General features: G+C 57.1%; 11 protein-coding genes. 6 read left to right on the forward strand and 5 right to left on the reverse strand.

Annotated features, from left to right (window positions below; all coding sequences use genetic code 11):
* Positions 1–122 precede the first annotated feature (122 nt).
* Together FHS21_RS13285 and FHS21_RS13290 are read left to right on the forward strand one after the other, a co-directional pair.
* On the forward strand, positions 123–1,766 hold the full coding sequence (locus FHS21_RS13285) for a helix-turn-helix transcriptional regulator (protein ID WP_246411012.1): 1,644 nt from the start codon (positions 123–125) through the stop codon (positions 1,764–1,766).
* Positions 1,767–1,900: 134 nt separating this feature from the next.
* Entirely contained in the window at positions 1,901–2,728 is an 828-nt protein-coding gene (locus FHS21_RS13290) for a class I SAM-dependent methyltransferase (RefSeq protein ID WP_183662207.1), read from the forward strand.
* A 167-nt stretch (positions 2,729–2,895) separates the two neighbouring features.
* Here FHS21_RS13290 and FHS21_RS13295 read toward each other — a convergent pair whose 3' ends face one another.
* Positions 2,896–3,552 carry a hypothetical protein gene (locus FHS21_RS13295; protein WP_183662209.1) on the reverse strand — a complete coding sequence of 219 codons (657 nt, stop codon included), beginning with the start codon at positions 3,550–3,552 and terminating at the stop codon, positions 2,896–2,898.
* Positions 3,553–3,832: 280 nt separating this feature from the next.
* Here FHS21_RS13295 and FHS21_RS13300 point away from each other — a divergent pair, with 280 nt between their 5' ends.
* Positions 3,833–4,228 (forward strand): DUF2721 domain-containing protein, encoded by a 396-nt coding sequence (locus FHS21_RS13300; RefSeq protein ID WP_246411018.1) that lies wholly within the window; start codon positions 3,833–3,835, stop codon positions 4,226–4,228.
* Between the two features lie 110 nt (positions 4,229–4,338).
* Positions 4,339–5,094 (forward strand): transporter, encoded by a 756-nt coding sequence (locus FHS21_RS13305; RefSeq protein ID WP_246411019.1) that lies wholly within the window; start codon positions 4,339–4,341, stop codon positions 5,092–5,094.
* 3 nt (positions 5,095–5,097) lie between these two features.
* On the opposite strand, the gene FHS21_RS13310 is transcribed toward FHS21_RS13305, so the two are convergent.
* From FHS21_RS13310 to FHS21_RS13325, 4 genes are all read right to left on the reverse strand, one after another.
* Complete coding sequence (locus FHS21_RS13310) at positions 5,098–7,398, reverse strand: multiheme c-type cytochrome (RefSeq protein ID WP_183662213.1); 2,301 nt, start codon at positions 7,396–7,398, stop codon at positions 5,098–5,100.
* 56 nt (positions 7,399–7,454) lie between these two features.
* Positions 7,455–8,483, reverse strand: a complete 1,029-nt coding sequence (locus FHS21_RS13315; protein ID WP_183662215.1) for an HAD family hydrolase — start codon at positions 8,481–8,483, stop codon at positions 7,455–7,457.
* Between the two features lie 71 nt (positions 8,484–8,554).
* Complete coding sequence (locus tag FHS21_RS13320) at positions 8,555–10,225, reverse strand: arylsulfatase (protein ID WP_112551927.1); 1,671 nt, start codon at positions 10,223–10,225, stop codon at positions 8,555–8,557.
* A gap of 354 nt (positions 10,226–10,579) precedes the next feature.
* Positions 10,580–11,083, reverse strand: a complete 504-nt coding sequence (locus tag FHS21_RS13325) for a two pore domain potassium channel family protein (RefSeq protein ID WP_112531840.1) — start codon at positions 11,081–11,083, stop codon at positions 10,580–10,582.
* Positions 11,084–11,330: 247 nt separating this feature from the next.
* On the opposite strand from FHS21_RS13325, the gene FHS21_RS13330 reads away from it, so the two are divergent.
* Both FHS21_RS13330 and FHS21_RS13335 read left to right on the forward strand, forming a co-directional pair.
* Positions 11,331–11,798 (forward strand): DUF992 domain-containing protein, encoded by a 468-nt coding sequence (locus FHS21_RS13330; protein ID WP_112531839.1) that lies wholly within the window; start codon positions 11,331–11,333, stop codon positions 11,796–11,798.
* A 33-nt stretch (positions 11,799–11,831) separates the two neighbouring features.
* The gene (locus tag FHS21_RS13335) at positions 11,832–12,188 is read left to right on the forward strand and encodes a hypothetical protein (RefSeq protein ID WP_158482330.1); all 357 of its coding nucleotides are present in this window, start codon (positions 11,832–11,834) and stop codon (positions 12,186–12,188) included.
* Positions 12,189–12,240: the final 52 nt, after the last annotated feature.

The raw sequence follows: 12,240 nt of genomic DNA on the forward strand, positions 1-12,240 counted from the left end.
AGCCGGCGTTGTACCCGGAGAAAACTCGACTGCTGTGAATTCGATTATCTGCTAAACTTTCTGGAGAAAGAGTGAATAGTTGAGCGGTCGCTATGTGCCAAGAAGGGTCGTCTGTCACGAACTTGGCCCGGGAACTCGAACGAGGTCGCGAGTCCTACGGTCAGCACGCGTGGGCCGATGCGTACAAGTCACTCTCGTTCGTCGACGCTATCGCTCCGTTGGACGCCGAGGATCTCGAACGGTTGGCGATGTCGGCATACCTGATTGCTCAGGATGATGACTATCTGCGCATACTTGATCGTGCATATCAGGCACGTGTGGAAGCGGGCGAGTGTTCGCGAGGGGCTCGTTGCGCTTTCTGGTTGGGCTTGCGCCTTCTCTTTCGAGGAGAGACAGGCCGGGCGACGGGATGGTTCTCCCGTGCCAGGCGGCTAATTGAGGGGCAGCAGCAGTCCTGCGTTGAGGAAGGTTACCTTCTCTTGCCAACTGTGGAGCAAGAGCTGGATTCGGGAGATTGCGACGCCGCCTATGCCATTGCTGGTGAGGCAGCAGAAATCGGTGGCCGCTTCGGTGAGCCAGACTTGATTGCGATCGCCAGGCATCTGCAGGGCAGAGCCCTTGTACAACAAGGGCATGTGGAGAGGGGGCTTGCGCTGCTGGACGAGGCGATGCTTGCAGTCACCGCCGGGGAATTGTCGCCGCTGGTTACGGGTTTGATCTATTGCAGTGTGATCGACGGCTGTCATCAGGTGTATGCGATGGGCCGTGCTCGCGAATGGACAGCAGCCCTTGCGCGATGGTGCGAGACGCAGCCTGAGCTGGTGAGCTTTACCGGCAAGTGCCTGGTGCATCGCGCAGAGATCATGCAGTTCCAGGGCGATTGGTCGAACGCGATTGTGGAGGCGCGCCGTGGCTGCGCGCGTTTCGAAAGGAGGATCGATCCTCATCGACCTGCCGGCGCGTATTACCAGCTAGCGGAACTACATCGACTCCGGGGCGAGTTCGCGGCAGCGGATGAGGCTTATCGGAGTGCAAGCCGTTGGGGCTGGGAGCCACAACCTGGTTTGGCGCTGCTGCGGATGGCGCAGGGCCGCGTCGAAATTGCGGTACGAGCGATCCGACGTGTCGTCAGTGCGACCAAGGCTCCGCTGGACCGGGCCAAATTTCTGCCCGCCTATGTCGAGATCATGTTGGAGGCAGGCGAGATCGAGGACGCGCGATCTGCATGCCTGGAATTGCAGGAGATAGCCGCGCGCTTTGACACCAGTGTTATCGATGCACTTGCCGCCCATGCCCTCGGCGCGGTGAAACTAGCCGAAGGAGACGCTCAGGCCGCGCTCGGCTCGCTGCATCGCGCTTTGCAGGTGTGGCAACAGGTCGACGCACCGCACATGATCGCGCGCGAACGTCTGTTGATGGGGCTGGCCTGCCGCATCCTTGCAGACGAGGAAGGCGCAACTTTGGAATTGGATGCGGCTCGCGAAGTGTTCGAACAGTTGGAAGCCGCGCCGGACCTCGCCCGCGTTGAATCTCTTACAAAGGGCGGCGCACCTGCTTGTCGTCCCCATGGCCTGACCCCGCGTGAGTTGCAGGTGCTTCGGTTGATCGCCACCGGCAAGACAAACAAGGGCATCGCCGCCGAGCTGTTCCTAAGCGGGCGGACAATCGACAGGCACGTAAGTAACATTTTTACGAAGCTCGACCTGCCTTCGCGGGCGGCAGCTACGGCCTATGCCTACAAACACAAGCTAATCTCAACCATTTGAACATCCACTAGGCAATACTACCCATGCTGCACTGGAGCGAATTGGGTGGTATCCCCGAAGCAGCGCACCGCCTTTCCTCCTAATTTTGATTTTGCAGAGCAACACTGCAGGCACGAACAAGGAGGAAGCAAGCTATGAACACTCCGCAAAGCAATCGGGTGGCCTGGGACCAGATCGCGCCAGGCTATGATAGAACCAACACTCCCACTCAGATGTGGCTCGGGAATGAAGGCGTCGTCCGTGCCGGACTTCGTCAAGGCATGCGATTCCTGGATGTGGCGGCAGGCAGCGGTGCCCTCAGCATCCCGGCGGCACGCATTGGCGCACAGGTGATGGCGACAGACCAATCCCCCGTTATGCTCGAACTGCTTAATCAGCGGGCGCGCAAGGAAGGGCTTAGCATCGAAACCCGCGTGATGGACGGTCAGGCGCTCGAACTCGATACCAACAGCTTCGATATGGCCGGATCACAATTTGGCGTCATGCTATTCCCCGACATGCCGAAGGGCATCAGCGAGATGGTGCGCGTCGTCAAACCGGGCGGCCACGTGCTGATGAATGTGTACGGTGATCCGCACAAAATCGAATTCCTCGGCTTCTTTGTGAGCGCGATCCGGACTGTTCGCCCCGATTTCAGCGGACCGCCTATGGATCCTCCTCCGCTTCCCTTTCAGCTGCGAGAGCCAGAGCGACTGCGCAAGGAATTGGCTGCTGCGGGTCTGAAGGAGATCAAGATCGAGACTATCATTGAGACTACAGAGTTTCAGACCGGCAGGGACCTGTGGGATTGGATCATATTGAGTAATCCTATCGCGGAAGAGGTCCTCGCGGAACTGAACCTGACTGGCAATGAAAGGGATGCCATCCAGCAGGCTTTGGAAGGATTGGTTCGCAAACGCGCCGGTGGCGACGGCGCCGCTGCTCTGACCAATCCGATCAATATTGGCGTCGGAGTGAAGTAGTATATGCGGTTCCCTGGACAAGCCATCGTTGTTCGCGAGAGATCGCTGTTCGCGCTGTCGGGCTCTACCGATAATTTTCCGCTCAGCTTGTGTCAGGAGGAGATGCTGCTTGAGCGCTTGCATCTCGCACTCTCCGCGTGGCGGTTCTTATTTTCTGTGTTTGGCCCCTACGGGATAGCGTTGACCGCGCGAGCGGCGACGATGACAAGCGTCAACAGCGAGATCGTGCTCTCCAGCATCATCAGCATCTTTGCACGTCTCGTGAGCGGAAGTACGTCGGTTGGACTGAATGCAGTCGCCGTATTGTATCCGAGAGAAAGGTAGTCGAGGAACAATGGTTGCCAGTCGGGTAATGCGACTTCGGGTGCTGCCGCCTGCGGAAAGAGCCAATCCGGCTTTGTTGTTGCCCCGCTCGCTCGCGAGGATGGGCCGCCACGATCGATTTGCCAATAAAGCAATGAGAAGGTCAAAACATTGGCGACCCAGATTGCAAGCGATGAGGAGAGCAACGAGACAGCGCGGGTTTCCGGTGGATGAAGCGTGATGATTCCGATCATGTCTGCCAACTCCGCTGCCGTGTTGGCGATGTAGGCCGCGCCAAGAAGCATGATCACAATCCGTTCAATACGCATCCACAAAGCGTTTGCAGTGAGTGTGACCACAATCATGGGAATGATCACCACAAGCGCAACGCTGTAGGAAACCCACACCGGCATCGCCTGCACATGTTGAGGCAGCACTGCAAAAAGACTGAGCACCACCAATATCGCGAGCGTGGGAGCCCAGCGTGGCTCGTCGCGGATGGTTTGGCCCGGGTCGCTCATGTTCGAGCGTCCGCGACTGCCTGATGCTCACGAGCGAGAAGATTGAGTGTCATTCTTGGTCCCCCGGCCGGAGATCCAACGAGAACCTACTTCGCTCCAGAGGATCAGGTGTCCAGCCTAGTCCTGCGGCGTTGCCGTCACAAGGCCCTTGCGGCAAGCGCGTTTGCTGAATCCGTCTATTGGTGGCATGCTCGGTGTCCGTTAGTCCCGTTCCGCAACATAATAGACAAGCGCGAAAATGCCGTTCGCGATTTCCGCCAACGTCGAACAGCTTTCGACAATGATTTCTCATGCTGTGGCTCCGGCATTTCTGCTGGCCTCAATCGCAGCTTTCGTGTCCATCCTGATCAATCGGATGGCAGGGATAACCGACCGGATCCGGAACCTCAATCAGATCGCCGATGACGACACTGCGCGGGTGTGGCTTAAGGCCGACATCGCCCGTCTGAAACGTCGCGAAATCCTGTTGAACCAATCCCTGCAAATGGCGGTGATCGGCGGAATCGGGATCACAGTGCTGTTGTTGGTTGGTTTTGTGATCGCCTTTTTGGGTTATCGCCATGAACCCGGAGCAGCTGTCCTGTTTATTGGGTCTTTATGCTTTCTGGTGGTTGCTCTGTTCCGATTCCTGCAGGACGTAAGGATTGCCCTGAGCGAACTCGACCATCATCATTGAACGCGATGGCGCGCACGGCCCCGCGGTGTTATAATCGCGTGGGGGAATTTTACATGGACGTCTTCAGGAACTGGCTTTCGATCCCGGTCGCTGCGGTCACGCTGCTAGGAATGAATTGCGGCGCTTGGGCACAGGACTCAAGCGAAGACCTCGCCAAGAAATTGTCAAATCCGATCGCGTCGCTGATCAGCGTGCCGTTTCAGTTCAACTACGATAGTGGGTACGGTCCCAATGACGGCGAGAAATATTACGTCAATGTGCAGCCTGTCATTCCGTTCACATTGAACGAGAACTGGAACGTCATCTCGCGAACCATTCTGCCGATCGCCTGGCAAGATGATATCGCCGGACCATCCGGCGATCAGTTCGGTTTGGGGGATATCACCCAAAGCCTGTTCTTCTCGCCGAAGAAGCCAACCGCTTCCGGCATCATCTGGGGCGTTGGTCCAGTCTTTCTTTTGCCGACTGCTACCGACGATTTGCTTGGCGGCGAAAAGTGGGGTGCGGGGCCAACTGCCGTTGTCCTCAAACAGGACGGCCCATGGACCATTGGTGCGCTGACAAACCACATCTGGTCATTCGCGGGTGATGATGATCGTGAGGACATAAACGCCACCTTCCTGCAGCCGTTCATTTCCTACACCACACCGAAGGCCTGGACTTTCGCTCTCAACACCGAAAGCACCTACAATTGGGAGACCGAAGATTGGTCCGTCCCAATTAACTTCGTGGTATCCAAGCTGGTGAAGGTCAACAAACAGCCAATTCAACTTTCGGCTGGTGTCCGCTATTGGGCCGATAGCCCGGACAATGGACCGGATGGATTCGGCGCGCGACTGGCGATCACGTTTCTCTTTCCGAAATGAACCTTACTTGCCGCCGGTTGCCGCGCGCAACTGCCGAATGAGTTCGGCGAGTTGTTGATCATCCCGCCGCTGTCGTGCCAGCGCTTCGGCATATTTCAACGTTTCCGGGTAGCGGCGAAGCTTCAGTCCATACTGGATGGCCGCGCCGAGAAGACTGGCGTCGGTTTCTCCTGCCGCAACCGCAAGATCGAGCACTGTGAGGGCCTCCCCGGTGCGCCCGGCCGAATCGAGCGCAATGGCAAGTGTCATCTTGTACCGGCTGTTGACGGGATCAAGCCGGACAGCCTCGTCCAGCTCCCGGATCGCTTCTGGCAGCGCTTTTTGGCGAACGAGCGAGAGCGCGTGTCCGTAGCGCAGGTCGGCCTGCGCGGGTGACACCGCGATCGCTTCGGCGTAGGCCCGTTCTGATTTTTCGTTCTGTCCCGTTACGCGGTAGAGTTCGGCAAGGTTGATGCGCGCACCCGCAAGCGCCGGATCGAGTACGATCGCCTGGCGAAAGGCGCCCTCGGCCTCGCCAGCGCGTTGCTGACCGAAGAGAAAGGTCCCAAAATTGTTCTGTGTCTCGGCGACGTCGGCGTTGGACTGCACATAGGCACGCAGGTCTTTGACCGCGGTGTCGAAGTTCTTTCTCGCGTCACCCAGCAAACCAAGCGAGGGAGTGCTGCCGAGAGCGGTAACAGCCGCTACGCGCACAGCGCGTGTGTCGTCGGCAAGGAGGCGCCCTATCGCATCCAGCCGTTGTTCGGATGGCAGATTGGCGCCGCCTTCTGCTGCCCCGAGCCGGACGAGGGGATCCGGGTCCTCCGCTGCCGCCTTTACATCAGCTGCGATGTCTATCCCGCCGACGCGGCTCATGACGGCAACCGCGCTGCCACGGACGATACCCGCCTGTTCCCGATCGGCGATCAGCGCTCGCAACGCATCGATTGATGCGGGATCGTTCTGTGCCGCGCCGGCAAATGCATGTGCCGTCGTCGGACGCTCACGCCAGGCCTTGCCATACCATAGGTCCATGTTTTCGCCTGCCCAGGCGTTGGTTTTGCCCTCATGGCATGTCGTGCAGGCATTCGGCGTACCATAGGCTGCCGACAGGTCAGGACGCGGAATGACGAAGGAGTGGTCGCGCCGTGGGTCGACTTTCATATAGGTACGCTCGGGCATATGGCAATTCGTGCACTGCGCTCCAGTCGATCCCACCGGGTGACGAGTGTGGGTCGAGGTATCAAAATCGCCGCCCGGATTGAATTTTACAAAGCGCTCCGGCGCCAATTTCGTATGGCATTGCGTGCATAGGGCATTGCCTTGCGCCTTGAGTGCGGCCTCATGCTGGGTGTGGCAGTCGAGGCAGGTGACGCCCGCTCTTGCCATCTTGCTCTGCTGGAAGGAGCCGTACTCAAATACCTCGTCGAGAATCTGCCCGTCTGGAAAGTAGAGGTCCGGACGGAGCAGTGCGGGGGAAAAATAGTCGAGGAAGGGCTTTCCGGGCTGATAGCCGTCAAGAAGCTTGGTCCGTCTCGCGTGGCACGCGAAGCAGGCACTCGCATCGGCCTTCGATAGTCCAAGATTTGAGGGAGTGGACATCTTGGCATCTCGGGATTTTTCCACGGCCCATGCGACGTGTTTTGCGCCCGCGCCGTGACAAGACTGACAGCCGACGCTCGTGGCGACATAGGACGATTTATATTCGTTTGTCTCCGGCTGGAAATTGGCCCGGGGGGCGGTTGAGTGGCAGTCAATGCAGGTGCGGTTCCAGCGGTAGAACGGCCCGGTCCAATGAAATGTGGAACCCGGTTTTGCCGGCTTGGCTTCGCCGAGCCAGAACCATTGCTGTTTTTCCGTATCCCATGCGAGGTCGAGTGCCTGCAGCCTGCCACCACCGATATCGGCAAGATATTGCTGAAGCGGTTCATAGGCAAAAGCGTACTTTACTTCAAATTCTGCCTGCTTGCCGTCCGGCCCCTCGCTGCGAACGAAGAAGCGTTTATCTTGCCTAAAGAACGTTGAAACAAGGCCATTGTGCTCGAAGCTGGCATTGTTGAAATTTGCCCGCACCGATTTGTCACTGGCAATGGCCATCGCCTTGGCGTGGTTCGATTTGGCGAATGCTGCGGCCTCATTGGCGTGGCATGACGTGCAGACGTTCTCGTCTACGAACCCCTCATGTATTGAGATCATTGGATCCGCATGTGAAGCTGGAATGGTCTCGGCAGCGACGGCTTGCTCGACGAATGCGAGCAGAACGTAAAGCGAAAATGCCGCCCAAAGCGTGATATGCGAACGAGCGCGCAACCGGATGTTTTGCATTTCAACTAGCACAACGTTACCCGCACCTGCATCCAATCGTGACCCGGCTGTCCGTCCTACTTCTCGGGAAAAATCTGCTTCCAGTCGGCCTTCATGTCGACGACGGTCCACTGGTTCACGGCGGCGGCATCGAGCGCCGTGTCGAGGCGGCCGAATTCCGTATTCCGGTCGTAGGCATATTCGCGCTCGGCATCCGTGTGATGGACGATCAGCCCGAATCCCGGTTTTTCGCCCAAAGTCGTCCACTGCAGCATCTCGAGGTCACCATCGGAATTGCCGAAAGCGGCAATCGGCCTACGGCCGATGTGTTCATTGATTCCGACCGGTTTGCCGGCTTTGTCATCAATGAAATTGACCTGCGGCAGGCGCATCAGGGTTGGACTGCCGTCGCGCATTTCGAACTGTGTCTTGATCGACGAGCCGACGACCTGTTCGGGTGGAACGCCATAGACTTTCTCTGTCCACGGCCGCATGAACTCGATGCCGCCACCCGATACGATGAAGGTCTTGAAGCCATTGGCACGCAGATAGGCGAGCAGTTCGAGCATTGGCTGATAGACGAGCTCGGTGTAAGGTTTCTTGAAGCTCGGATCGCGCGCGGTTGCGATCCAGTCGGTCACGATCGTTTGAAACTCTTCGGCCGTCATCCCGGCGTGTGTGGTCATGAGGAGTTCCACCAGGCCCTTTTCTCCGAGGGCAGCCAGCGTCTTCATATCACTCTCGAGCACCGCCTTGAATGGTTGTGTGTTCTTCCATTCAGGGTGCGATGCAGCTTCGGCCTTCACGCGATCGAGGACGAACGCAAGCTGGACATACATCGGGTGCTCAGTCCACAGCGTGCCATCATTATCGAACACGGCGATGCGTTCTGGTTCCGGGACGAAGTCGGTTGAGCCCTCCTTGGTCACCTTCTCGACGAAGGCAACGATTGCTGCCTTGGGTGCTGTATCGTTCCAAGACGGAAGCGGATCGTTTTGCGCCCACACCGGAACAGTGAATAGAACAATGGCCGCGATGCCCAGCGCTGCAGCGCGGGCAACTTTGGCAAGATTGGCTTTGAACACGATGAAATCCTCCGATGCCATCTACACGCGCCCATACGCGCAGGCAGAACAAACGAAAATGGCCCCCGGGTGAACCAGGGGCCATTTGGATATTAATTGCCGGTTGGCAACGTAATGGTGACACCGTCCTTGGCCAACGAGTCCCGCACCCACTGGAACTTCTCGTAATTCGAAAGCGTGATCGGCCCTGTGTACGTCAGGCTCTGCGGTTTGCGCGGGGGATACTGGACATAGGTGGCCATGATCTTCTTCAGTTCCTCACCCATGACCACACCCATCCAGGTCCGCTCGGTGAAGTTGTTCATGAAGATATCGTAGCGCTCCTGCGGGTCCTGCCACAGGTCAAACACCTGGGGTACCGTGGCGACGTATTTTTCCGCACCCTTCCAGCCGAGGTTGGAGTCGACAGCAAGACCACCTGTTTCCTGTCCGTCGTCACCGCGAATATTGAACGCGAATTTATAATTGTTGTAACGAATAGCGCCTGGCGAAAGCTCGTTTTCGGTAAAGAAGAACCAGGATTTACGTTCGGATTTGCCCGTACCAAGCAAGATCGGCGACATGTCATAGCTGTCGAAGATAATGGGCTTGTCTTCGCGGTCCTTGTCGGGAAGCGGAACACCGGCGACCGACGCGAAGGTGGCCATCAGATCGAGACCGCCGACGACATCATGATTCTTCGTATCAGGCTTTATCTTGCCGGGCCATACCGCAATCGCCGGGACACGATTGCCGCCCTCGCGCAGGGTGCCCTTGGTGCCGCGGAACGGTGTATAACCGGCATCCGGATAAACGTCCTGCCATGCGCCATTGTCGGTCGTGTAGAAAACCAGCGTATTCCGGTCCATGCCGGTTTCGCGAAGCTTGTCCATGATCCGGCCGATGCGGGTATCGAGTTCGACAACCGAATCCGCATATTTGCTCTTCGACAGTGATTTAAGCTGGAACTCCGGTGCCGGCATGTTCGGCTGATGCACCTTCATGAAGTTGACGTTGATGAAGAAAGGCTCGTCCGGTTTCTGTGACGCAGCGTCAAGGAACTCGATCGCTGCCTTCTCGACGTAACTGTCGAAGAATGGGATGCCGACCACGCCTTCTTTGCCGTCGATCGTCGGGGTATCGACATATTGGCCGTTGATCTTGAACTCCTCCGTCACTGGACCTCCGGCCTTGCCCGACAGCGCGCCTTTCGTCACTTTCTGGAACATCGCCCTGAGATCCGCCGGCATGTCGGGGAACCAGGTGGGATCGGCGTAGGTGTAGGCGTTGAGATGATAGAGGCCGGCATATTTCATGTCGTCGTAGCCCTGGGCATTGGGCAATGCGTAGTCGGCCTCACCGAGGTGCCATTTGCCGGTGAAATAGGTATGGTAGCCGCCGCGCTTCAGTACGGAGGCAAGCGTCCATTCCGCTGCCGGCAGACCGCCCCCCTGGCCCTGGAAAGCCACGGTGGTCATACCGCTACGGTTGGGAATGCGCCCGGTCTGCATGGCGGCGCGGCCGGGCGTGCAACTGGGCTGCGCGTAGAACGAGAAAAAGCTCATGCCGTCGCTGGCCAGTTTGTCGATGCTTGGCGTCGGCATGCCTCGTCCCTCACCGCCGCCATAGGGGCCGAGGTCGCCATAGCCCGTATCGTCGGAGACGATGAACAGGATGTTGGGCTTCTTTTGCGCATCCTGCGCCTGCGCGGGTGCGAGCACGCCGCATAACACCGTCCCGGCTACCAAAGCGCCAAGACTGAACTTCAGGGTTCTCCCGGTCATTTTTAGCTTCTCCATTGACATTGCGTACTGATATTTTGACGAGATGACGGACACCGCTTTCGGCGGCCTGAAACGCCCCTCCAGCTATCTGAAACAATGATCGAGCGATAACCAGTTAAGTGTTCGGTGCTACGCAGATTCGCAGCGATGAGGAACCGTCCGTTTATGTGCCGTCTAAGTATTTTTGTCGAAGGTATGCCTGTTGTTTCAAATTATTCTTGGATCAGCTGCCAGTGAAGTACGTAACAGTTACAAACACGGATGTTGTCGGCAGTTCCCTAAAATTTTTATTATTTCAACTTCTATACGGACGGACGCCAGGAGCTATTTCGGTTGACAGCATGCCTGCACCAATCATCGCCCCGCGTCGGGATCTTCTGAAGAAGCGGCATCGTCCGATCCCTTTGCCCGCTCCCTATCGAGTCTGCCAAACTCCGTCATGATGCTTACGAGCACGCTGCCTGTCCATCCGAAGGTGAACAAACCGGATATCGCTATGACTGGTCCGAGCAACCGCCACTGATCAGGCAATCGGATGGTACCTTCGCCGAGCGTGGTGTAGTTTTCCAATACGAAATAGTAGCTGTCTCGCATCGAGGGAATTAAACCCCGCACAGAAATCGGAATGGCCCAGATGAGGGTTTCGGCGAAATGCAACATGGCTAGGGACGCGATGGTCGCTGCCAGCAGCAGGTTTAGCCGCCAATGGGGCGTGCTTCTTGTCATATGAATCCAGGATCTGCTGAAGCGTCGATTTATGACTCTGATGCCGGCGCCGTGGACGAAAATGACAATGATCAGTATCAGAGTCCCAACCGCAATTTCCAGAACAGGCTTTGTCGTTGAAAGTTCGTCCATCCTTTTATCCCCATGGGTTCAAGAAGAATTGCAGTTTGTCCTAATTAGACGACTTGCATGTCCGGTCCAATCAGTCCCAAGTTTAATGGTCAGGTGCGAATTTTTGGTGTGGAATGTTCTTCCGACAATCTCCCTGTAACCGTTACGTACTTCACTTCTTCGGTCTGGAGCGAACCTATGTGGTTTCAGTATATCGCTGGAGCCACCTCAACATTGTTCCCAACTGATCGAACAATAGGAGTTACGAATGACTTTTTTCCATAAGATTCTTGGGTGTGCCGCTGTGCTTATTCCTTTTGATGCAAGTGCGGAATCTGCCCAGATTGGAATGCTCGCCTGCGATGTGTCCAAAGGGATAGGCATGTTTGTCGTGGAGAAACAAAAGCTCTCCTGCACATTCAAGCCGGACAAAGGCGGCAATACCGACAATTACACCGGATCAATTGACCAATTCGGCATCGCGCTCGGCGAAGTTGCGTCGGGGCACCTGATCTGGGGCGTCGTTGCTGCGACCAGCGGACTTCAGGCAGGGGCGCTCGCCGGAACCTATGCCGGTGTCGGAGCAAACGCTTCGGTTGGCCCTGGTGCCGGTGCGAACATTCTTGTAGGCGGCACGGGCAAAGCATTTTCCTTGCAGCCCATTTCGGTAGAGGGACAGGAGGGTATCAACTTCGCCGGAGGAGTTACGACTGTCACTTTAAATCCAGCACCTTGACGCGACCAGCAATCACAGAGCCCGGGGGAGAGAATGTTTATTCGAATGCGCGCTGCAATTGCAATATCGATACTGGCGGCAACCCTTGCTGGATGTCAGTCGACCGGCGAAGACACCGACGGCGTGCCAGCTTCAGCGGTGCCGCCCGCCATGGATGCGACCGCTACCACTGCAGTGGGCGCGCCGGTTGATATTGCCGATCTGGTAAATGCGTCTGCCACTCGTGCTCGAAGCCAGATGCAGGCGCGAGGCTATGCGTTTACGCAGCAGCAAGGTTCAACCACATACTGGTGGAATCCCAAAACGACAATCTGCGCAACAACGGTAACGAGCAACGGCAAATTCCAGACCATAGGAACAGCAACAGCGCACTACTGCGGCCAGCCATAATCATCGTTGCACCGTCGATATAGCCGAAGTCTCCTTTGGAGCTGAGCGGACA

Origin of the sequence: Phyllobacterium trifolii (assembly GCF_014192095.1) — a bacterium.
In the GTDB taxonomy this organism is placed as follows: domain Bacteria; phylum Pseudomonadota; class Alphaproteobacteria; order Rhizobiales; family Rhizobiaceae; genus Phyllobacterium; species Phyllobacterium trifolii.

Coding starts and splice junctions, on each gene's coding strand:
- FHS21_RS13290 (WP_183662207.1), top strand. CDS start 1,901: ATGAACACTCCGCAAAGCAATCGGGTGGCCTGGGACCAGATCGCGCCA.
- FHS21_RS13295 (WP_183662209.1), bottom strand. CDS start 3,552: ATGAGCGACCCGGGCCAAACCATCCGCGACGAGCCACGCTGGGCTCCC.
- FHS21_RS13300 (WP_246411018.1), top strand. CDS start 3,833: ATGATTTCTCATGCTGTGGCTCCGGCATTTCTGCTGGCCTCAATCGCA.
- FHS21_RS13305 (WP_246411019.1), top strand. CDS start 4,339: ATGAATTGCGGCGCTTGGGCACAGGACTCAAGCGAAGACCTCGCCAAG.
- FHS21_RS13310 (WP_183662213.1), bottom strand. CDS start 7,398: ATGCAAAACATCCGGTTGCGCGCTCGTTCGCATATCACGCTTTGGGCG.
- FHS21_RS13315 (WP_183662215.1), bottom strand. CDS start 8,483: ATGGCATCGGAGGATTTCATCGTGTTCAAAGCCAATCTTGCCAAAGTT.
- FHS21_RS13320 (WP_112551927.1), bottom strand. CDS start 10,225: ATGACCGGGAGAACCCTGAAGTTCAGTCTTGGCGCTTTGGTAGCCGGG.
- FHS21_RS13325 (WP_112531840.1), bottom strand. CDS start 11,083: ATGGACGAACTTTCAACGACAAAGCCTGTTCTGGAAATTGCGGTTGGG.
- FHS21_RS13330 (WP_112531839.1), top strand. CDS start 11,331: ATGACTTTTTTCCATAAGATTCTTGGGTGTGCCGCTGTGCTTATTCCT.
- FHS21_RS13335 (WP_158482330.1), top strand. CDS start 11,832: ATGTTTATTCGAATGCGCGCTGCAATTGCAATATCGATACTGGCGGCA.